The sequence below is a fragment of the Paraburkholderia sp. BCC1876 genome (assembly GCF_902833695.1).
Lineage (GTDB): Bacteria > Pseudomonadota > Gammaproteobacteria > Burkholderiales > Burkholderiaceae > Paraburkholderia.
Map to the genome: position 1 here is coordinate 273,004 of NZ_CADFGI010000001.1, position 20,881 is coordinate 293,884.

Here is a 20,881-nt window from a genome sequence, read left to right on the forward strand (position 1 = left end):
GCGACGTGGGCCTCCCTTTGTTCAGCCCGCATTGTCGCGTGTGTCGGGCCGCATTGCAAAGGCTGGGATGGGGCTGGACGGGGTCGGTGCGGGCGCTGGGCCGCCCGCTTCCTGCTCGCCTGGGGTTCGCCTGGGGTTCGCCTGGAACTCGCGGCGTCCTTATTGCCCCTTTGTGTCGCTGCTGGCGTCGGCGCCGGGGGTATTGGTCGAATCGGTCATCGGCTTTTTGGCCTTCTTCGTGTGATGCTTTTTCATCGACTTATGCGCGCTCGCGCCGGACGCCTGCATGTCACCGCCCTCGCGGGTCGAACCGGCGTTGGTGCCCGCGTTCGGGTCGTTGCCCGCCGCGCCGCCGCCCCCGCTGCCTTGCGCCATGGCCAGCGACGAGGCCGCGAGCAACGTTGAGATGAGCAATGCGTGTTTGATCTTCATGATCCTTCTCCCGTTCCTGAAAGTAGCGGGTCGCGCCGGCTGCGCCAGCCGGATACGCGAACCTCGTCCACATCACAGCAAGGGGTGTGCCGCGAGTCATGAAACGCTTCGAACACGCCGACCTTTGCCTTACACCCGCGCCTTAGGGTTCGCAGACCACCAGCGCGTGCAGTTCGTCGATATTGAACGGCTTCGCGAGAATCGCAACGCCGAGACGCCGTGCGCGGTCGAGCTCGTCGGCGTAGCCGGTCATCAGCGCGATCTTCTGCGACGGCCACGCGCTGCGGACTTTTTCCGCGAGATCGATGCCGTTGAGCTTGCCGGGCATCTGGATATCGGACAGCACGAGCTCGAAGCGCGCGCCGCCCGTCAGCACGTCGAGCGCCTGGTCGGCGGTCGGTTCGTGCCGCACTTCGCAGCCGAAGGTCTCCAGCACGGCAGCCACGCCCGCCGCGACGTCTTCGTTGTCTTCCACCAGCAGCACCACGCCCGCCGACGCCGGCACCGGCTGGCGAGCCGTTTCGAGATTCGCGGCGGCGGCGGTCTGCCGTTCGCGGTGACGCGGCAAATACAGCCTGACCGTCGTGCCGCTGCCCGGCACGCTTTCGATCTTCGCGGTGCCGCCGGCCTGTTCGCACATCGACAGCACCTGCGCGAGACCGAGACCCGTGCCCGAGCCGCGCAGCTTGGTGGTGAACAGCGGCTCGAAGGCGCGCCGCGCGACGGCCTCGGGCATACCCTCACCGTCGTCGGAACAGGCGATCAGCACGTATTCGCCGTCGGGCAGCAAGGTATCGCTACCCACCAGCCGGTTGTTCTGGCAACGAATCACGAAGTGGCCGCCGCGCGGCATCGCATCGCGCGCGTTGACCGCGAGGTTCATGATCGCGAATTCGAGGTCGGTCGAATCGGCCAGCACCTGCCAGACGTTGTCGACCATGTTCAGCGCGAGTTCCACGTTATCGCCGAGCGCCGCGTCGATCAGCGGCGCGGCGGCGGGCAGCCAGTTCGCCAGATCGACCGCCTCCTGCTTGAGCGGCTGCTTGCGCGCCACGCTCAGCAGACGCCGCGTCAGCGATTCGGCGGTCGCGGTGGCGCGCTCGACCGCGAGCACTTCTTTTTCGAGGTTGTTGTAGCGCTTGAGGCGCGCCAGTTCGGTATTGGCCGCGACTACCATCAGCAGATTGTTGAAGTCATGCGCGACGTTGGCGACCAGATTGCCGAGCGCGCCCATACGCTGCAACTGGCGGCTCGATGCTTCGGCGGACAGCCGCATCGCGACCTCCCCCTGCCAGCGCTCCCACGCGCGGCGCTCGCCTTCGAGTTGGCGCAGCGAGTAAAACACCAGCAGCCAGATCGCGATGCAGGGCACTGCCGTGAACGCGGCGATCATGATGAAATGCTGACGCCACGCGACGCCGATCGACTCGGTCGCGTACGCGCTCATCACATACAGCGGGTAGTCGCCGACGCGGCGAAACGCCAGCAGTCGCTCCACGCCGTCGACGGTGGAATGCAGGCGCACATGGCCGAACAGTTGTTTGTCGCGCAGGGCTTCGGTAAAGGCGCTCTGCGAGGTGGGCTTCGAACCCGGCGGCCATTCGGGGTAACGCACCAGCAGATTGCCGTCCTGGCGATACAGCCCCAAGGCCAGCGACGAATCGCCATTAGTCAGTTCACGGTAGAAGCGTAAAAAGTAGTCGTTGCGCAGCGCCACGGACACTTCACCGAGGAACTGGCCATCCACGCCGGAGCGGCCGGTCGAGGTGGTGAACACATTGGTGCGCGACACAGGCCCGAAGATCGGCAACGAGAAATACGGTTGCGGACGCATGGCCTTGGCGGCGATAAAGTCATCGCGCTGCGCGTTCGACAGGGTCGGCGCCGGATACGCGAGACTCGACACCAGCAGATCGCCTTTCGCGCCGAGCAGATAGATGGACGACACCTGCGGAAAGTCACCGCCGATTTCGCGCAACCGGCCGTGCAACTGCGCGTCATGCGCGCGAACCTGCGCGTCGTCTTCATTGCCGAGCAAATCGACAATGCGCGACGCCATCTGCTGGTTGAGGTCCATCACCTTGACGGCCTGTTCCTCGGTCACGCGCGCGAGCCGGTCGATCATGTCGTTCGAATCGGCAATGCGGCGCTGGTAATCGAAGTAGCCATAACCCGCCAGGCAGACCAGCGGAAACACGATCGATACGGCGAGCACGATCAGCAGCATGCGCCGCGTGGCCGCGAAGTTTCGCGACGGCATCGGGAAATCGACTGCAACTCGCTCCGCACGCTGCACGGCCACGATCTCCATGAAAGGTCTTTACAAGGCAAGGCGCGCATTTCTTTCGAATACCCATGCGCGGCGCGTTGTTCGTGCGCTATTTCCTGCTTTCCTGAATTTACCTCACTTCCGTCGTTCTCCCTAGCGCGCGCGATGACGAAAAATGTCTTCGGACAAGTCGAGCGGTCGTGGGCACGTGGATTGCTGAAGCAGAGGCGTTCGGCGAATTCCGCCATGCCTGTGTGCTGCGCTGCAATGCGCGACATCGCTTTAAACATCGAATCGAAGTTCACCGCCCGCGAGGAACCGGCCATGTCCACCACTGCCCGACGCGTCGCCCAACTCTCGCAACTGCGAGCGGATCGTGCTGAACGCGTGGAGGTGGACGACGAAAAAATTCTGCTGGTGCGCGACGGCGATACCGTTCGCGCCTACGCCGCCGATTGCCCGCATGCCGGCGCGCCACTGGAAGAAGGCGCGCTGTGCAATGGAAAAATCATTTGCCCGTGGCACAAAGCCATGTTCGATGTCGCCACCGGCGACGTGCTCGAACCTTGCGCGCTGATCGCGCTCGACCGTTACCCCGTGATCGTGACCGGCGACGACGTGATAGTCACCCCCGAAAAACTTCCGCGCCCGATGCACAACGCATCGTCGCGCGATCCGCATTACGTGATCATCGGCGCGGGCGCGGCGGGTGCCGCCGCTTGCGCCGCATTACGCGAAGGCGGTTTTGCGGGCCGCCTCACGATGATCGGCGCCGAGCCGCACGCACCTTACGATCGCACTGCACTCAGCAAATTCGTGCCGTCCGGTGAAATGGCGCCGGCCGATGTGCCGCCGCTCCTGGCGCCCGACTGGTACGCGCAACACGACGTGGAACGGCTCGTCGCGACAGTCGCACGTCTCGACGTGCCGAAGCGCACGATTCATTTTGAAAGCGGCGGCGAACTCACTTACGACACCGCGCTGCTCGCCACCGGCAGCACGCCGAAACTACCCGATATCCCCGGCTGCGAACTCGGCGGCGTGCATGTACTGCGCACGCTCGACGACGCCGCCTCGCTGGTCGACGCGTTCGGCGACGACCCGTCGCAAGTGCGGGTCGCGATTATCGGCGGCAGCTTTATCGGTCTGGAAACGGCCTCGGCGTTACGCACGCGCAATGTGCAGGTCACCGTGATCGCGCCGGACAGCGTGCCGTTCGCGAAGCAGTTCGGCGAACGTGCCGGCGCGATGATCCGCGAATTGCACGAGCGTCATGGCGTGGTGTTCCGGCTCGGCGCGAAGGTCGCCTCGCTCGAAGGCGAAGAAGGCAACGTGCATGACGTGATGCTCGAAGGCGGCGAACATGTGGCTGCCGATCTCGTGTTGCTAGGCACGGGCGTTGCGCCGGCTACCGGTTTTGTCGAAGGACTGCCGTTGCAGAAAGACGGCGGCGTGATCGTGAATGCCGGCATGCAGGCCGCGCCCGGACTGTATGCGGCCGGCGATATCGCGGCGTTTCCGCTGGTCGAGAACCGCGAGCCGTTGCGTATCGAACATTGGCGGCTCGCGCAACAGCACGCGCGGATCGCGGCGCAAAACATGTGCGGTGCGCGGCACCGTTATAGCGGCGTACCGTTTTTCTGGACCTATCACTTCGGCAAAAACTTTGAATACCTCGGCCATGCGAGCGAGTGGGACGAGTTCGTCGTCCGTGGCGAGTTGGAGAACCAGCAATTCATCGCGCTGTATGTGAAGGATGGGCAGGTTGCCGCCGTACTCGCCTGCGAGCATGAAGCGCACACCGCGCGTCTGATCGATGCGATGCGCGACGGTCTGTCGCGCGCTGACGCGTTGGCGATTATCGAAGAAGTCGATTCCCTGAAGGAGAAACCGCAATGACGGAACACAAGGAAAAACATCCGCACTCGAACAAGAGCGAGAAACAGATCGACAAACAGGTCGAAGACAGTTTTCCCGCCAGCGATCCGCCCTCCACGGGTGGCACCACGAAGATCGTGCCCGACAAGGAACACGCGTCTAAGCCACACACGCCGGCCGATAAGCCGGCTCACCGCTAGCACGCTTTCCGTACCGATACCGCCCCGACGCACCGCCGACGGGGCGGTTTTCTCTGCTATGCATCTGCTGCCCCTCTCGAACGACGGGAACGAATCGCCATGTCAGACGAAACCGACGCCGCTGAAGACACACAAGAGCAGGACGAACATAAAAAACCGCAGGACAGTAAAGACGAGAAGTCGGACAGCAATAAAGACGACGACAGTGGCAAAGGTGATGGCAAAGGCGACGACGGCGACGACAAAAAGCGCAAGAAGCCCAGCAAAAAACCGCTGATCATTCTCGCCATCGTGGTGATCCTGCTGGCGATCGTCGCGTTCATCTGGTGGTTCGCGACCCGCAACGAACTGACCACCGACGACGCCTACACCGACGGCAACGCAATCACCATGGCGCCGAAAGTCTCGGGCTATGTGGTGCAGCTCGCCGTCAACGATAACGTTTACGTCCACAAGGGCGATCTGCTGATCGTGATCGACAAGCGCGACTATCAGGCGCAAGTCGATCAGGCTCAGGCCCAGGTCGGCCTCGCGAAAGCGCAACTGAATGCCGCCCAGGTTCAGCTCGATATCGCGCGCGTTCAATATCCGGCGCAGTACCGTCAGGCCAGGGCACAGACCTCGTCGGCGGAAGCGAACCTCAAGCAGGCTCAGGCCGCGTACATCCGCCAGCATGCGGTGGATCAGCGGGCCACGTCGCAGCAGAATATCGACACCGCCGATGCGCAGCAGCAATCCGCGCACGCCAGCGTCGAGCAGGCGCGCGCGCAGCAGCAGACCGCGAGCCTCGTGCCGCAACAGATCCGCCAGACGGAAGCGACCGTCGAGGAACGCCGTCAGCAGGTGCAGCAAGCCGAAGCACAACTCGAACAGGCGCAACTGAATCTCTCGTACTGCGAGGTGCGCTCGCCTTCCGACGGCTGGATCACGCGGCGCAACGTGCAGCTCGGCAGCTTTTTGCAGGCGGGCGTGTCGCTGTTTTCGATCGTTACGCCGCAGGTGTGGGTGACGGCGAACTTCAAGGAATCGCAACTCGAACGCATGCGGCCCGGCGACAAGGTCAAGGTCGAAGTCGACGCGTATCCGAATCTCGATCTGCACGGCCACGTGGACAGCGTTCAGCTCGGCAGCGGCTCGCGTTTCTCGGCGTTTCCGGCGGAGAACGCCACCGGCAACTTCGTGAAGATCGTGCAGCGCGTACCGGTGAAAATCGTCATCGACGACGGCTTGCCGCGCGATCAGCCGCTCGGACTCGGCTTGTCGGTCACACCGAAGGTGTATCTGAAATGACGGCGCTCGTGTCGACCTCGAAAACGGCGCTCGTTCGCGTGGTATTTGCCGGCCTCGCCAATCCGTCTGACGCGGTGTGCTCATGAGTTCAGCCGACGCCAGCCAGGACCACGCCAACTGGAAGCCGGCCGCCAATCCGTGGCTGATCGCGATTGTCGTGACGCTCGCGGCATTCATGGAAGTGCTCGACACGACCATTGTGAACGTCGCGTTGCCGCACATTGCCGGCACCATGTCCGCCAGTTACGACGAAGCCACGTGGACCCTCACCTCTTACCTCGTGGCCAACGGCATCGTGCTGCCGATCTCGGGTTTTCTCGGCCGCGTGATGGGTCGCAAGCGCTACTTCCTCGTCTGCATCATCGCGTTCACGGTCTGTTCGTTCCTGTGCGGAATTGCTACCGATCTTTGGCAACTGATTATCTTCCGCATCTTGCAGGGCTTTTTCGGCGGCGGTCTGCAGCCGAACCAGCAGTCGATCATTCTCGATACCTTCCCGCCCGAACAACGCGGCCGCGCGTTTTCGATTTCGGCGATAGCGATCGTCGTCGCACCCGTGCTCGGGCCGACGCTCGGCGGCTGGATCACCGACAACTTCTCGTGGCGCTGGGTGTTTCTGCTCAATGTGCCGGTCGGCGTGCTGACCACGCTCGCGGTCATGCAACTGGTCGAGGACCCGCCGTGGAAAAAGAATGCCGACACGAAAGTATCGATCGACTACATCGGCATCTCGCTGATCGCGATCGGGCTTGGCTGTCTGCAGGTCATGCTCGATCGCGGCGAGGACGACGACTGGTTCTCATCGAACTTCATTCGCATCTTTGCGGTACTGGCGGTCGCGGGGATTGTCGGTGCCACGCTCTGGCTGCTGTACACGAAGAAACCCGTGGTCGATCTGCGCTGCCTGAAAGACCGCAATTTCGCGCTCGGCTGCATGACGATCGGCGCCTTCGCCACCGTGCTGTACGGCAGTGCGGTGCTGGTGCCGCAACTCGCGCAGCAGCAACTCGGCTACACGGCGATGCTCGCGGGCCTCGTGCTGTCACCCGGCGCGGTGCTGATCACGCTGGAGATACCGATCATCAGCAAGCTGATGCCGTATATCCAGACGCGTTTCCTGGTCGCGACGGGCTTCGCGTTGCTGGCGTGCGCGCTCGCCTATTCGCATCTGCTGGTGCCCAATATCGATTACGCGACGCTGGTGAAGATGCGCAGCGCGCAATCGCTCGCGATCGGCTTTCTATTCGTGCCGATCACCACCCTCGCCTACCTGACCGTGCCGCCAAAGTTGAACGACGACGCGTCGGCGCTCTTCACGATGTTTCGCAACGTGGCGGGGTCGATCGGCATTTCGCTGTCGACCGCGCTGATCCGCGAGCGTACTCAGGCTCGTATGGCGCATCTTTCCGAACACATGTCCACGCTCTCGCAAAACTACAACGACGCCGTGCAGCGCAGCGCGAAAACCATCGCCGACATGACCGGCGTGCCATTCGCGCAGGCCATGCAAACCGCCACCGGCCGCCTGTACACCGAGTTCATTTCGCAATCGACCATTCTCGCTTACGTCGACGTGTTCGCGATTCTCGCGGTGTTCTGCGCGCTCTGCATTCCGATGACGTTCTTCTTTTCTCCGGCCAAAGCGGCCGGCGGTGCGGGAGGACATTGATATGACACGCTCGCGTTTTGCTCCAAAGCTATCGGTGCTTTCTCTGGCCATGTTGCTCGCCGCTTGCAGCGTCGGGCCGGATTTTCATGCGCCCAACGCCGACGTGCCCGCGCGGTGGCGCGATCCGCAGCGCGCCGCTGCTGCTGCTGCTTCCACGGCTTCGGCCACGGCCACGCCGGCTTCCGCTGCGAGCGTGGCGTCCGTGCCGACGCTCGACACCGATCCGGACCCTCGCTGGTGGCGCAATTTCAACGATCCGCAGCTCGACACGCTGATCGAACGCGCCGTGCGCGGCAATCTGGATTTGCAGGAGGCCGTGTTGCGCATCGTCGAAGCGCGCACGCAGGTGCAAAGCGCCGCGGCTCAGGGACTGCCGAACGTGCGCGCGACCGGCAGCTACCAGCGCGAACAGCTTGGCGTGAAGGGCTTTCTCGAATCGGACGGCGTCTACGACAAGGTCAACCAGCTCGGCGCGGCGAACTCGCCGGTCAACGCGATCGCGCCGGGTGCGGGCGCGACGCTGCAAAGCGGCGCGAACAACCTGCTGAACGAGCTCACCGCGCCGGTCAATCTCTGGCAGGCGGGCTTCGACGCGTCGTGGGAGCTGGACCTGTTCGGCCGTGTGCGTCGCTCGGTCGAGGCCGCGAACGCGCAAACCGAAGCGGCCGAGGAAAGCCGCAACGACGCGCTGCTGTCGCTCGAAGCCGAAGTCGCGCAAACCTACCTGCAATTGCGCGGCGCGCAGGCCTTGCACGACATCACGGCGAGCCTCGTCGATCAGCAGCGCGAGATCGTCACGCTGACGCAGAGTCAGGCGAAGGTCGGTCTCGCCAGCCAGATCGATGTCAAAAGCGCCATCGCGCAGCTCGCGCAAACCCAGGCGCAGTTGCCGCAATTCGACCAGCAGATCGCCCAGGCGTTGAACGGTCTCGCTTATCTGGTGGGCGAGGCGCCCGGCGCCCTGGAAGCGGAACTCGGCACGCCCGTCGCCGTGCCACCGGTGCCGCCCACCGTGCCGGTCGGTTTACCGTCGACGCTGGCGCGCCGCCGGCCGGATATTCGCCGCGCCGAGGCCAACCTGCATGCCGCGACGGCGAACGTCGGCGTGGCGGTCGCGCAGTTTTACCCGGACGTGTCACTGACCGGCCAGGTCGGCACGCGCGCGACGAATGCAAGCGATCTGTCGCGCTGGTCGCATCTGTTCTATTCGTTCGGGCCGAGCGTGTCGCTGCCGATTTTTCAGGGCGGTGCGCTGGTGTCGAATCTGCGGATGTCGAAAGCGCAGCAGGCGGAGGCGGCGCTCGATTACCGCAAGACCGTGCTGACGGCGCTGCGCGATGTCGATAACGCGCTAGTGGTGTATCGCACCGATCAGGCGCGACGCGACGCGTTGGGCGACAGCGTGGCTGCGCAGCAAACTTCTTACGAACTGGCGCGGGACAGCTATCGGAAAGGGATCACGAGTTTTATCAACGTGCTCGATGCGGAGCGGCAACTAGCGCAGGCCCGGCAACAATATGCGCAGGGCACCGTGCAGGTGAGCACCGATCTGGTGGCGTTGTATAAGGCGCTGGGAGGTGGGTGGCAAGGTGGGGAGGCATCGAGCGTTAGCCGCTAAACGATGGGGGTCGTTTAGTGTGTACCGCTAGCGCTCGCCCGTTTGAGGCGGTGCAGGTCACGCGTTGACCACCGCCAGCGCCTCCTCTTCGTGCGCGCTTTCAATACGCCGGCACGCGGCCAGCATTTCCCGCAACGAACTTGCGTAACACTCCGCGCCGAGGGCGCTTTGCAGATCGGCACTCCACTTGCCCGTATCCTGAGCGCCCCACAAGCCGACGACGATATGCACCTGTGGCAACCTCGCGCGAAGCCGCCTGACCAGATAGCGCAAATGCGACGGAATGCCGTCGATCCGCAGGTAGAGAAGGCAAACGGTATCGACGTCGTCCGCGTCGAGCCGCTCTATCGCGGCCCGCGACGCGGCGTCGTGCGGCAAGGTCCGCGAGACGAAACCGTGCTTGCCGAGTAGCTGCAACAGAATCGTGGCCGCGAGCGGATCGAGCGGCCCGCGTCCGGGCAGGCATAGCACGCGGTTTCGCGCTGGCTGAGAGGTGCTGCTTTCGCGTCCAGAGGGAGACTTTGCCGGCACTTCGAAGGTAGTGGCGAGCGGCTTGTCCGTTGCGACATTGCCGGTGGAAACGCCTTGCATCTTCAGTGGCTCGACTCGGCGCGCCGTGTTGCCTTGCACGCCGGCGCTCCGGTCTGCCTCAGCTTCGACGGACGCTGCGTCGGCAGCTTCCGGATCGTTCGGCGGCACGACGGGACTTATCGCGCTCCATGCCTCCTCCACCACCGGCGGCGCAGGCTCTTCGTCTTCGTAACCGTCGAGGCCATCCACCAGATCGTTGGTCGTCGATTCGATCCGCGCGAGTTGCGCCGCTGTCACGCTGCCGCGTTCCACGTCGTTGGCCGCGAGCTGCAAGCCCTTGATCGCCACCTCGTCGTAGTACGTCGACAACGACCGGTCCCGCAACAGAATCTCGGCCTGTTCGATCGCTTCGTCCGGATCGCCCGCGAGCGCACGCTGGTAAAAATTCTCGACGGGAGTCAGCGCGGGCTGATCGCCGAGCAATACGTCGAGAAACTCCAGACGCCGCACATGACGACCCAGCACCAGCAGACACAACGTGAGCGGCGTCGACAGAATCAGCCCTATCGGCCCCCAGATCCAGCTCCAGAAAATCGCCGCGACCACCACGGAAAACGGCGAGAGTCCGGTGCTGCGTCCGTACAGCAGCGGCTCGACCACCTGCCCGACCAGCAGTTCGACGGTCGCGAACAGCGCCAGCGAGCCGATCGCCATCGCCCAGCCGGGACTCACCGCAGCAGCGAGCGCGGTGGCCAGCGTCGCGGAAATCCAGATGCCGACATACGGCACGAGCCGCAGCAACGCCGCGAGAATGCCCCACAGAATCGGACTCGGCACGCCGATCAGAAACAGTCCCGTGCCGATCACCACGCCGACGCCCGCGTTCAGTCCCAACTGCGAAACGAAATAGCGACTCAGACGCCCAGCGGCTTCATCCATCACCGTTGTCGTGCGATGCAAATCACGCGAGCCGAACAAACGGATCGCGCGGTCGCGCAAATCGTCACGTTGCAACAGGATCACGATCATCACGACGAACACGATGAACGCGGTTTCGAGCGGACTGATCGCGGGCGACAACACCCGGCGCGCCAGTTCGAACGGCGTCGGCATCGGCTCGCGCACTTCCACAGGGACGGCGGCCGGCGCGTGCGCCGTACCGGGCGACGCGCTGCCGCGCAACGGCTCCGCTGGCGGCGGTTCGCTGGTCACGCGTTGCAGCGCCTGGCCAGCCGCGCCCGCAAAACGGTCGAGCTTGCCGATCGTCAAGCTATGCACGGTTTCCATCTTGTGTTGAATGGTCGCCTGATAGCGCGGCATGCCGGCCGCCAGATCGGTCAACTGGGTGGCGATCAGCGTGCCGAGCAGGCCGATCACCGAGACCGACACCAGCACAGCGGCGAAGACGGACGCGACATGACCCAGCCGCAGACGCGCTAGCGCATCCACCAGCGGCGCGACCAGAAAGCTAAGCAGAATCGCGAGCGTGATCGGTATCAGCACCGCGCTCGCGAAGTACAAACAGGCAACCACCGCCATGCCGACCGCCAGCGCGATCAGACTGTCGATGCCGAAGGCGGCGGGCGGCGCCTGAATCCGGGTGGCGGGCCGCGCGCCGCGTGGGTCGGGTAGGTCTTTCATTGCCGACTACTTGGCGGGCTCCTTTGCCGCTTCTTTGGCGGATTGTCGGGTGGGCGGTTCCTCCACGCCTTCATCCCCATGTCCCGCTACCGGCTTACTCTTGCCCAGCGGCGTATTCTGTTCGACCTCGGCGCGTGCCTGTTCCCAATACTCGTCAGGCGGGCCCTTCGTGCCGGTGGCTTGCTCCCACAGGTAATAGGCGCGCTCGCGAATCTGTTCCTCTTGAGAGGTTGTGTCCTGTTCCATTTGATCACCTCGGTTAGACCTGACGAAAACCGGTATCGGTTGTGCTGCGCGCCGGCCGCACAAAAACATCGGCGGCCACGCGCGCAGTTGCAGGCAATCGAGCAAGCGCTATACCCGGCTATTCAAATGCTTCGGGGTCGTGCGCTTCGTCGGTCCATTGATGCGATGTCACGCCGCGTCGGGCGTTTCGCTTTCGTCCGTGGTGAGCTGTTCTTCGAGGCGGTCGAACACGCGTTGCGTCGCGCGGCTCGGCGCTTCGAGCGCGAACAGCAGTAGCGAGCGCGCCGTCACCTGGTACGCGTCGCCCGCGCTGAACTGCGGCAACTCGGCGCGCACCGGCATATTGGTGTCCAGCAGACAGGTCCACTGATCGCCCTCGGGAATATCGGGCAGCGTGAAATTGACGACGTCGTGATGTGCGTTCAGCACCAGCAGCAAGGTCGCATCCGAAGCCGGCCGGCGAATCCCGCTCGCCTGCGCGCGGCCGTCGATCACGAGGCCGAAGCAGCGCATCGACGGATCGTCCCACTGTTCCTGCGACAGATCCGTGCCGTCGGGCGACAGCCAGCGCGCGTCGGTGACTTCCAGCGCCTCGTTGAATTCGCCGCTCAGAAAACGCCCACGCCGCAGTACCGGCAAACGATGCCGCAAGGTGGTCAGATTCTTGACGAACTCGGTGAGCGCGCGGCCGTCGTCGTCGATCGCCTCCCAATCGACCCAACTGATCTCGTTGTCCTGGCAATAGGCGTTGTTATTGCCTTGTTGCGTGCGACCGAATTCGTCGCCCGCGAGAATCATCGGCGTGCCTTGCGACAGCAGCAGCGTGGCCAGCAGATTGCGTTTCTGGCGCTCACGCTGCTGGCGGATCTCGGCGTCGTCGGTCGGGCCTTCCGCGCCCATGTTCCACGACTTGTTGTCCGAGTGGCCGTCTTTGTTGTCCTCGCCGTTGGCCTCGTTGTGCTTGTCGTTGTACGAGACCAGATCGTTCAGCGTGAAGCCGTCGTGCGCGGCGACGAAATTTACGCTCGCCCACGGACGCCGTCCGCGATGATTGAACTTGTCGCCCGAACCGGTCAGCCGGGTGGCGAGATCGGCGACCTTGCCTTCGTCGCCCTTCCAGTATTCGCGCACGGTGTCGCGAAAGCGGTCGTTCCACTCCGCCCAGCCCGGCGGAAAGCCGCCCACCTGATAACCGCCGGGGCCGCAGTCCCACGGCTCGGCGATCAGGCGCACGCTCGAGAGCACCGGGTCTTGCCGGCAGCTATCGAGAAAGCCGCCGCCTTCGTCGAAACCGTGGGTTTCACGGCCGAGAATCGTCGCCAGGTCGAAGCGGAAACCATCCACCTTCATTTCCGTCACCCAGTAGCGCAGGCTGTCGGTCACCATTTGCAGCACGCGCGGATGCGACAGGTTCAGCGTATTGCCGGTGCCGGTGTCGTTGATGTAATAGCGCGGCTCGTCGGGCATCAAACGGTAGTACGACGCGTTGTCGATGCCCTTGAACGAGATCGTCGGGCCGCGCTCGTTGCCTTCGGCAGTGTGGTTGTAGACCACGTCGAGAATGACTTCGAGATTGTTGTTGTGAATGCGGTCGACCATTTCCTTGAACTCGGCCACCGAATCCGTCGACGATGCGAAGAAACGCGGATCGGCCGCAAAAAAGCCGATCGTGTTGTAACCCCAGTAGTTGGTGAGACCTTTGTCGAGCAGATAGCTGTCGTTGACGAAGGTCTGGATCGGCATCAATTCGATCGACGTCGCGCCGAGGTTGCGAATGTAGTCGAGCACGGGCTGCTGGCCAAGGCCGGCAAAGGTGCCGCGCAAAGCCTCAGGCACGTCCGGATGACGTTTGGTAAAACCTCGCACGTGGGTTTCGTAGAAGATCACGCGCTCCCACGGCAACGCGTTGCGCTCAGGGTGGCTCCACGAGAAATTGGCGTCGACCACCTTGCACTTCGGCACGAACGGCGCGCTGTCGCGTTCATCGAACGATAGATCGCCCTCTTCCGAACCGAGCGTATAGCCGAAGATTTCCGGCGCCCATTTGAGTTCGCCGATATGCGCCTTGGCATACGGGTCGAGCAGCAGTTTGTTCGGATTGAAACGGTGACCTTGTTCCGGTTCGTAAGGGCCATGCACGCGGTAACCGTAGATCGCGCCGGGCTTGAGTCCGGGCACGAAGACATGCCACACCTCGTCGGTATATTCGGGCAGTTCGATGCGTTCGATTTCGTCCGTGCCGGTGTCGTCGAACAGACACAGTTCGACCTTGGTGGCGTGCGCCGAGAACAGCGCAAAGTTCACACCGCTGCCATTCCATGTCGCGCCGAGTGGGAACGGCGTGCCTTCGGCAATGCGCATCGAGAAGTTGGCCTGGGATGACATAGCGTTTCCTGTGAAAGCATGGGCGCTTGCGCGCGAGTTGGGCTCGCTGATGTAGCAACTTCCAGACCTGAGAGGGTGCGAGGCACAGCTGAGGCACAACTCTTGCAGCCGGCAAGGTGGAATCGGATCCATCACGCGCCGCAATGAGCGCCCACTACATCAGGGAGAAAACACATCATGCGCCGACTTCATCTCAAACCGCTTGTCGCCTCCGCGCTGCTGCTCGGCGCGCTGACAGGCTACGGCAATGCCTACGCACAAGGGGCGCCCCAGGCGATTACGGAAAAACGCACGGACGTGGTCCAACTCGCGAGTGGGTATAGGGCGTCGAAGCTGAACGGCGCTGACGTCTACAACAGGAATAAAGACACCATCGGCACGCTAGACGACCTGATCGTGTCGCCGAGCGGCGATCGCGGCACCTACGCAATCCTTTCCGTTGGCGGTTTTCTTGGCATGGGCAAGCATCTGGTGGCCGTGCCGTTCAACGATTTGCAGATCAATAACCGGCGGGTTGTGCTGCCGGATGCCACCAGGAAATCGCTTGAGGCGTTGCCGGAGTTTAAGTACGCGCCAGATTGATCGATCCGCGAGAATTGCGGTCGGGCATTATTCTTCGTGCTTGATGTTCAGGCGCAATCGGGCTGCCGCGATCGACTGATGGAGCTTGGCCTGCAGGGTTTCCCGTGGGGGCAAAACGGTCAGATACTCCGCAACGTGAATGCCGCTCTTGTCGAGTTCGAGCAATTCGATTTGTTCCTGCTTTTTTCCCGCGCAGAGAATGATGCCGAGCGGCGGCTGCTCGTCCGCCTCCTGTTCGTGTTTTGCCAGCCAGCGAAGATACAGTTCCATCTGGCTCTTGTATTCGGCCTTGAAAGCGCCGAGCTTCAGTTCGACCGCTACCAAACGCTTGAGCTTGCGGTTATAAAAGAGCAAATCGATGTAGAAGTCATCGTTGTCGATCTGCAGTCGCTTCTGGCGCGCTACAAATGTAAATCCCGCGCCCAGTTCAAGCAGAAATTGCTCCATTTCCCGCAGGATGGCGTCCTCGAGATCCCGTTCCAGGTAATGATCGTTCAGTCCAAGAAAATCAAGAATATACGGGTCTTTCAGCAACACGTCCGGCGACACGCGCTGCTCCTGCCGCAATTGCGCGAGGTCGTGTCTTACGGCCTCATCGGGCCGCCGCGAAATCGCCGTGCGCTCGAATAGCATCGAACTGATACGCTCCTGCAACTGTCGTGACGACCAACGTTCGAGCCGGCACAATTCGAGGTAAAACTCGCGTTTCAGCGGATCCTCGATGTACAGGAGCGCCTTGATGTGCGTCCAACTCAATTCTCTCCGCACCGCGGAGAGAATGTTGTCATCGGGAAAAATCTCGGCGGCCCGCAGGCAATGACGCAACTGCTGCGCACTCCAGCCGCGCCCATATTCCGCGGTGAGGGTTCGCGCAAGCGATGCAATCACCTGCTGTCCGTACTCAGCGCGCGCACCATTAAGCACCTCCGCGCGAATGCACCGTCCCACCTGCCAGTACAGCAGGGTTAGCTCTGCATTGACGGCGGCTGCGGCGCGCTCCCGCGCCGAATCGATCAGCTGTCGGACTTCGGAAAGTAGAGGGGCATGCGTAAGGGCGCTCATGCTGGATCAGTCTCGCGTGTCAGAAAAATGGCGTTATTAGCTTCCTCATGCCACGGTGACTTGATCGGAGCATTGCCACCGCGTTGTTCATGAATGAAGACCGACACGTTACCGGATCGTGACCCCACCGGCAAACCAAGCAGCAGGTGCAACGCTTGGACACGCTCCATCGCGGGGGGCGTAGCAGTTCGCTGGTGAGGAACAGGGCTTTCAACCACAAGCCGCCCTTACGGCGGCCCGGCCGCATGCAGTGCCGCCGCCGATTCCAGCACCCGCAACAGCCTTTCCGGCGTCAGCGGCTTCGCGCAATGCGCATCGAAACCGACCGCCTTCGCACGCGCCCGATCATCGCGCGACGCGAAAGCCGTACACGCCACCAGCAGCATATGCGAAGTGTCCGGATGCGCGCGCAGACGCCGCGCCAGCTCCAGCCCATCCAGCCCCGGCATCTTGATGTCCAGCACGACGGCAAACGGCTGCCATTCGCACGCCATGTCGCACACGGCGTGCGGATCTTCCAGCGCGCGGCATTCGAAGCCGTCCGCGTTCAGCAGCATCTGCAAGGCCTCCGCCGCTTCTCGGTAGTCGTCCACCACCAGCACGCGACGATGCGAAGCCATCGCGTACTGAATCGGCCGCCACACTACGACGTCGTCGTTGTCGTCCATTCGGTCATCGAGCCTCACCCTGTTCTCCTTATTCTTCCGGCGCCCTGTGCGCGCAACCCGCGGCGTATGCGCAAGATTCGCTCCCGCGATCCGGCAAACTGCATCTCTCATCGGATGAACTCGCAGACGCGGGTCACGTCGATAGCATGCAGTCAACTGGGGGCGCGTCAATAAAAGACAGCGGGTTTTCCAGGGTTTCCGCTCTGAGGGTTATCCCGTTCGATCGTCGATAAATCCTTTGAGCATAACGAGCGTGTCGGCGTCGTCGATGGTTTTGTCGGTACGCCAGCGCAGCATGCGTGGAAAACGGACCGCCACGCCCGATTTATGGCGTGGGCTCGCCTGAATGCCTTCGAAGCCGATTTCAAACACCAGGGTGGGCGTAACGCTGCGCACGGGGCCGAATTTTTCGATCGTGGTCTTACGGACGATTGCGTCGACCTGGCGCATCTCGTCGTCGGTGAGACCGGAATAGGCCTTTGCGAACGGCACGAGCGTGCGCACGCCGTTCGCTTCGTCCCAGACCGCGAACGTGAAGTCCGTGTAGAGACTCGCGCGGCGGCCGTGACCGCGTTGCGCGTAGAGCAGCACGGCGTCTACCGCGTAGGGATCAATCTTCCACTTCCACCAGGTGCCCGATGCTTTGGTGCGGCCTACGCCATACATCGAGTCGCGCTCTTTCAGCATCAGACCTTCCACGCCACGCGCGCGGCTTTCCTCGCGCAGTGTGGCGAGCGTCTGCCAGTCCGGCGCGTCGATCGACGGCGAGACGCGCAGCAGATCGCGCGCCAGCGTGCCGTCTATCGACACGGCCAACGCGTCGAGTTGTGCGCGCCGTTGCGCAAGCGGCGTGGTGCGCAGATCCTTGCCTTGCGCTTCGAGCAGGTCGTAGGCGAGCAAGGTGGCGGGCGAATCGGCGAGAATCTTTTTCGTCAGCGTTTTCCGCGCAATACGCGGTTGCAGCCGCGCGAACGGCAAAGGCGCACTCGCGCCCGGCTGCCATGCGAGGATTTCGCCGTCGATCACGTAGCCGTCCGGCAACGCGTCGCCGAGCGCCGCGACTTCGGGAAAGCGGTCCGTGATCAACTCTTCGCCGCGCGACCACAGCCAGACGCGCCCATCGCGTTTGACCAACTGTGCGCGTATGCCGTCCCACTTCCATTCGATCTGCCACAGCGACGGCGCGCCGAGCGTCGCCGGATCGGCCTGCAACGGATGGGCGAGAAAGAACGGATACGGCAGGCCGAGATCGCTGTCGTGCCTGAACTCGCCGTGCTGCGCGTCGCCGTCTTCGTCCGTGGCTTGTGGCGCGATCAGACGCAGATAGCGCGCGGCGTCGGGCTTCTGTTGCGAGTCGGTCCAACCGACCATGCGTTGCGCGATCCGCTTAGGGTCGACGCCCGCGACTTCCGCTAACGCCCTCACCACCAGTTGCCGCGCCACGCCGACCCGAAAGCCGCCGCCGATCAGTTTGGTCAGCAGAAAACGGCCGCTCCAGTCGAGTTCGTCCCAATAGCTGAGCAAACGCGTGCGCAGTTCGTCGGGCGCGATGCCGCGCAGCGGCAGCACGCGTTGCTCGATCCATTGCGTGAGGCCCAGTTCGGAACTGCGTTGCGCGGGCGGCAAGATATGCGCGATGGTCTCGGCCAGATCGCCGACCGCGTGATACGACTCTTCGAATAGCCACGGCGGCAGGCCGGCCCGTTCGCGGGCGATCTCGCTCAACTGACGGGTGGGCACCGATTGACGCGGCTTGCCGCCGGCCAGGAAGTACGATGCCCACGCGGCGTCTTCCGGCGCGGCCACGGAGAAATAGGCGGTCAGCGCTTCGAGTTTGTCGTGCGTGGAGGTGCTGGCGTCGAGCGCGGTGTAGAGGGCGGCGAAACGTTTCATGGGGTGTTTGCGCCAGTGATTGAATCGTCGCGCGCTTCGGGCTGGTCGATGCGTTGGATGCGCTCGTCAGCCTGCTCGGCCGATGCATGACGCTCCGCATCGCTGTCCTGCGCGGACGCCGTTTCATCCGCGACCGCCGCATCCGCTTCGACCGTGTCGTCGCCGTATTGCGTTTCAAACGCGCCGGCTTCAAGTCCTTGCTCGTGCAACCAGCGCACCATCGGTTCGACCGAACCATGCGTGACGATCACGCGGCCGGCCTCCGTCGCCTGAATCGCGCTTTGCAGGCTCGGCCAGTCAGCGTGATCCGACAGCACGAAACCGCGATCGACGCCGCGTCTGCGCCGCGCGCCACGCAGGCGCATCCAGCCCGACGCAAACGCGTCGCTATAGTCGCCGAAGCGCTTGAGCCACGCGCTGCCTTGCGCGGACGGCGGCGCCACGATCAACGCCTGGCGGAACATCGCCTTGTCCTTACGCTCGATTTCGCTGACCAGCCTGACCGGCGGCAACGGCACACCGGCGTCGCGATACGCGCGATTGAGCGGTTCGACGGCGCCATGACAGAAGATCGGGCCGATGCCCGCGTCGACGCTGGCCAGCACGCGCTGCGCCTTGCCGAACGAATAGCAGAACAGCACCGACGCGCGCCCTTCGGCGGCGTTGTGGCGCCACCATGAATCGATACCGTCGAACACGCTTTGCGGCGCGTCCCATCGGTAAATCGGCAAGCCGAAAGTCGATTCGGTGATGAAGGTATCGCAGCGCACGGGTTCGAACGCGTGGCAGGTGGGGTCGGGGTCGAGCTTGTAGTCGCCCGAGGCGACCCATACGCGGCCGGCGTGTTCGATCCGCACTTGCGCGGAACCCAGCACATGTCCGGCGGGATGCAACGACACGACCGTGCCGCCGATCGGGAGGCGCTCGCCGTAAGCGAGCGTTTGCAGCGTAATGCCGGGCAAGCGCGACAGCAGCACGTTCGCCCCAGGTTGCGCCGCAAGATAATGCCGATGGCCGAAGCGTGCGTGGTCGGAATGCGCGTGGGTGATCACCGCGCGCTCGACCGGCCGCCATGGGTCGATGTAGAAGTCGCCCGCCGCGCAATACAAACCTTCGGGGCGCGCGACGACGAGGTCTTGACTGTCGTCGTGCGCGCGGTCCTGCTTCACAGGCTGATCGTCCTGCTTCTCATGCTGATTGTCAGACGCGGTATTCAATGGCGGCTCCGTTGCGGTGGCCCCCTCGGCCCGTTGCGATAATCCTGCGCCCGTTGCCGACCGGTAAGCCTTGCTGCGCAGCGGCAAGCAAACTGTATTCCTGACACGCGCGCGGCACGCGCCGCAACGGCGTATCGCGCAAGCGAACCGCCGCCAGCCCGCTATCCACGCTCAGTCGAGCCACCCAGCCACAGTATGGCTGCGTTCTTGCTTCAGTTCACGCAATAGAGTTCAGTACGTGGGCAAGGGCGGCCTTCCCGTCACCGTCCACCACGTGCGCCGCGAGGCCCCATGCAAACGCTCATCGACCAACACGCGTTATATGTCGCGAAACATCCCGGTAGCTTCGTGCTGCAAACGCTGAAGGCGTTCCGCGCGAATCAGGGCCTGCTGCTCGCGGGTGCGGTGGCGTATTACGCGTTGCTGTCCATCGTGCCGTTGCTGATCCTGATCGTGATCGTGCTGTCGCGGATGGTCCCGCAACATGTGCTGCTGAACGCGCTCGGGCATCTGCTGCAATGGCTCGTGCCGGGGCAATCGAGTGCGCTGGTGCGCGAGCTCGCGAATTTTCTGGCGCACCGCGCGGTGATCGGCTGGGTGCTGCTGGTGACGATGATCTTCTTCAGTTCGCTCGCGTTCACCGTGCTGGAAAACGCGATGTCGTTGATCTTCGTGCATCGCGTGGTGGCCAGGCGGCGGCACTTTTTGCTGTCGGCATTGCTGCCGTATTGCTACATTCTGTTTCTCGGCGTCGGCCTGCTGATCGTCACGTTCGTGTCGAGCGGGTTGGAAGCGATCGGCGCCGAAGGTGTCGATCTGTTCGGCCTGCATGTGTCGCTGCAAGGGCTCTCGCGAGTGGTGTTGTATCTGCTCGGCCTGGCCGGTGAAATCTTCGTGCTGACGTCGATCTATCTGGTCATGCCGGTCGGCAAGCCGTCGCTCAAACACGCGCTGTTCGGCGGCGTGGTCGCGGCCGTGCTGTGGGAAATCACCCGCCATGTGCTGGTCTGGTATTTCGCCACGCTCTCGCAGGTCAGCGTGGTGTACGGCTCCTTGACCATGGCCATCGTGATCCTGTTCAGTCTGGAATGGCTCGCGACGCTGCTGCTATTCGGCGCCCAGGTGATCTCCCAATACGAACGCTTCGGACTCGAACCGGCCGGCGCCCCGTTGCCCAAAATTAAAACCGGCTGAAGGCGTTTCATGACGAACTACCTGGCGTCGTCAATGCGTATCGCATGACCGGCGCCGGCTGTCTGGCGCGCACACTTCTCGAGCGGGTTAGTCCAGTCGCGATTTG

At 63.3% G+C, this 20,881-nt stretch carries 16 protein-coding genes; 7 read left to right on the forward strand and 9 right to left on the reverse strand.

The window, feature by feature from the left end:
- Positions 1–159: 159 nt before the first annotated feature.
- Both HWY05_RS01080 and HWY05_RS01085 read right to left on the reverse strand, forming a co-directional pair.
- Positions 160–432, reverse strand: coding sequence for a hypothetical protein (locus HWY05_RS01080; protein ID WP_035557335.1), 273 nt, complete (start codon positions 430–432; stop codon positions 160–162).
- Between the two features lie 142 nt (positions 433–574).
- A complete protein-coding gene (locus HWY05_RS01085) occupies positions 575–2,743 on the reverse strand; it encodes a hybrid sensor histidine kinase/response regulator (protein WP_244146451.1) in 2,169 nt (722 codons plus the stop codon).
- 282 nt (positions 2,744–3,025) lie between these two features.
- Here HWY05_RS01085 and HWY05_RS01090 point away from each other — a divergent pair, with 282 nt between their 5' ends.
- The 5 genes from HWY05_RS01090 to HWY05_RS01110 all read left to right on the forward strand — a co-directional run bounded on the left by HWY05_RS01090 (position 3,026) and on the right by HWY05_RS01110 (position 9,356).
- The gene (locus HWY05_RS01090; RefSeq protein ID WP_176057125.1) at positions 3,026–4,600 is read left to right on the forward strand and encodes an FAD-dependent oxidoreductase; all 1,575 of its coding nucleotides are present in this window, start codon (positions 3,026–3,028) and stop codon (positions 4,598–4,600) included.
- Positions 4,597–4,779, forward strand: coding sequence for a hypothetical protein (locus HWY05_RS01095; RefSeq protein ID WP_176057126.1), 183 nt, complete (start codon positions 4,597–4,599; stop codon positions 4,777–4,779). Before HWY05_RS01090 ends, HWY05_RS01095 begins: the two co-directional genes overlap by 4 nt.
- 99 nt (positions 4,780–4,878) lie before the next feature.
- Positions 4,879–6,069 carry an HlyD family secretion protein gene (locus HWY05_RS01100; protein ID WP_176057127.1) on the forward strand — a complete coding sequence of 397 codons (1,191 nt, stop codon included), beginning with the start codon at positions 4,879–4,881 and terminating at the stop codon, positions 6,067–6,069.
- An 82-nt stretch (positions 6,070–6,151) separates the two neighbouring features.
- Positions 6,152–7,738, forward strand: a complete 1,587-nt coding sequence (locus tag HWY05_RS01105) for a DHA2 family efflux MFS transporter permease subunit (RefSeq protein WP_035557345.1) — start codon at positions 6,152–6,154, stop codon at positions 7,736–7,738.
- A gap of 1 nt (position 7,739) precedes the next feature.
- On the forward strand, positions 7,740–9,356 hold the full coding sequence (locus tag HWY05_RS01110) for an efflux transporter outer membrane subunit (protein WP_176057128.1): 1,617 nt from the start codon (positions 7,740–7,742) through the stop codon (positions 9,354–9,356).
- A gap of 57 nt (positions 9,357–9,413) precedes the next feature.
- On the opposite strand, the gene HWY05_RS01115 is transcribed toward HWY05_RS01110, so the two are convergent.
- The 3 genes from HWY05_RS01115 to glgX all read right to left on the reverse strand — a co-directional run bounded on the left by HWY05_RS01115 (position 9,414) and on the right by glgX (position 14,159).
- Positions 9,414–11,528 (reverse strand): AI-2E family transporter, encoded by a 2,115-nt coding sequence (locus HWY05_RS01115; protein ID WP_176057129.1) that lies wholly within the window; start codon positions 11,526–11,528, stop codon positions 9,414–9,416.
- 6 nt (positions 11,529–11,534) lie between these two features.
- Positions 11,535–11,774, reverse strand: coding sequence for a DUF2934 domain-containing protein (locus HWY05_RS01120; protein WP_035557353.1), 240 nt, complete (start codon positions 11,772–11,774; stop codon positions 11,535–11,537).
- 168 nt (positions 11,775–11,942) lie between these two features.
- Positions 11,943–14,159: a glycogen debranching protein GlgX gene (glgX, locus tag HWY05_RS01125; protein WP_176057130.1), complete on the reverse strand. Its 2,217-nt coding sequence runs from the start codon at positions 14,157–14,159 to the stop codon at positions 11,943–11,945.
- Between the two features lie 177 nt (positions 14,160–14,336).
- Here glgX and HWY05_RS01130 point away from each other — a divergent pair, with 177 nt between their 5' ends.
- The gene (locus tag HWY05_RS01130) at positions 14,337–14,741 is read left to right on the forward strand and encodes a PRC-barrel domain-containing protein (RefSeq protein ID WP_176057131.1); all 405 of its coding nucleotides are present in this window, start codon (positions 14,337–14,339) and stop codon (positions 14,739–14,741) included.
- Between the two features lie 27 nt (positions 14,742–14,768).
- On the opposite strand, the gene HWY05_RS01135 is transcribed toward HWY05_RS01130, so the two are convergent.
- The 4 genes from HWY05_RS01135 to HWY05_RS01150 all read right to left on the reverse strand — a co-directional run bounded on the left by HWY05_RS01135 (position 14,769) and on the right by HWY05_RS01150 (position 19,533).
- Positions 14,769–15,803: a PDDEXK nuclease domain-containing protein gene (locus HWY05_RS01135; RefSeq protein ID WP_035557360.1), complete on the reverse strand. Its 1,035-nt coding sequence runs from the start codon at positions 15,801–15,803 to the stop codon at positions 14,769–14,771.
- 227 nt (positions 15,804–16,030) lie between these two features.
- Complete coding sequence (locus HWY05_RS01140) at positions 16,031–16,489, reverse strand: response regulator (protein ID WP_156126723.1); 459 nt, start codon at positions 16,487–16,489, stop codon at positions 16,031–16,033.
- 192 nt (positions 16,490–16,681) lie between these two features.
- Positions 16,682–18,364, reverse strand: a complete 1,683-nt coding sequence (locus HWY05_RS01145) for an ATP-dependent DNA ligase (RefSeq protein ID WP_176057132.1) — start codon at positions 18,362–18,364, stop codon at positions 16,682–16,684.
- Positions 18,361–19,533: a ligase-associated DNA damage response exonuclease gene (locus HWY05_RS01150; protein WP_244146521.1), complete on the reverse strand. Its 1,173-nt coding sequence runs from the start codon at positions 19,531–19,533 to the stop codon at positions 18,361–18,363. Before HWY05_RS01150 ends, HWY05_RS01145 begins: the two co-directional genes overlap by 4 nt.
- Before the next feature lie 339 nt (positions 19,534–19,872).
- Here HWY05_RS01150 and HWY05_RS01155 point away from each other — a divergent pair, with 339 nt between their 5' ends.
- On the forward strand, positions 19,873–20,775 hold the full coding sequence (locus HWY05_RS01155; RefSeq protein WP_176057133.1) for a YihY/virulence factor BrkB family protein: 903 nt from the start codon (positions 19,873–19,875) through the stop codon (positions 20,773–20,775).
- The last annotated feature ends 106 nt before the right edge of the window (positions 20,776–20,881 follow it).

Excerpts from the sequence above, each read along its gene's own strand:
- HWY05_RS01080 (WP_035557335.1), bottom strand. The coding sequence starts at position 432 with ATGAAGATCAAACACGCATTGCTCATCTCAACGTTGCTCGCGGCCTCG.
- HWY05_RS01085 (WP_244146451.1), bottom strand. The coding sequence starts at position 2,743 with ATGGAGATCGTGGCCGTGCAGCGTGCGGAGCGAGTTGCAGTCGATTTC.
- HWY05_RS01090 (WP_176057125.1), top strand. The coding sequence starts at position 3,026 with ATGTCCACCACTGCCCGACGCGTCGCCCAACTCTCGCAACTGCGAGCG.
- HWY05_RS01095 (WP_176057126.1), top strand. The coding sequence starts at position 4,597 with ATGACGGAACACAAGGAAAAACATCCGCACTCGAACAAGAGCGAGAAA.
- HWY05_RS01100 (WP_176057127.1), top strand. The coding sequence starts at position 4,879 with ATGTCAGACGAAACCGACGCCGCTGAAGACACACAAGAGCAGGACGAA.
- HWY05_RS01105 (WP_035557345.1), top strand. The coding sequence starts at position 6,152 with ATGAGTTCAGCCGACGCCAGCCAGGACCACGCCAACTGGAAGCCGGCC.
- HWY05_RS01110 (WP_176057128.1), top strand. The coding sequence starts at position 7,740 with ATGACACGCTCGCGTTTTGCTCCAAAGCTATCGGTGCTTTCTCTGGCC.
- HWY05_RS01115 (WP_176057129.1), bottom strand. The coding sequence starts at position 11,528 with ATGAAAGACCTACCCGACCCACGCGGCGCGCGGCCCGCCACCCGGATT.
- HWY05_RS01120 (WP_035557353.1), bottom strand. The coding sequence starts at position 11,774 with ATGGAACAGGACACAACCTCTCAAGAGGAACAGATTCGCGAGCGCGCC.
- glgX (WP_176057130.1), bottom strand. The coding sequence starts at position 14,159 with ATGTCATCCCAGGCCAACTTCTCGATGCGCATTGCCGAAGGCACGCCG.
- HWY05_RS01130 (WP_176057131.1), top strand. The coding sequence starts at position 14,337 with ATGCGCCGACTTCATCTCAAACCGCTTGTCGCCTCCGCGCTGCTGCTC.
- HWY05_RS01135 (WP_035557360.1), bottom strand. The coding sequence starts at position 15,803 with ATGAGCGCCCTTACGCATGCCCCTCTACTTTCCGAAGTCCGACAGCTG.
- HWY05_RS01145 (WP_176057132.1), bottom strand. The coding sequence starts at position 18,364 with ATGAAACGTTTCGCCGCCCTCTACACCGCGCTCGACGCCAGCACCTCC.
- HWY05_RS01155 (WP_176057133.1), top strand. The coding sequence starts at position 19,873 with ATGCAAACGCTCATCGACCAACACGCGTTATATGTCGCGAAACATCCC.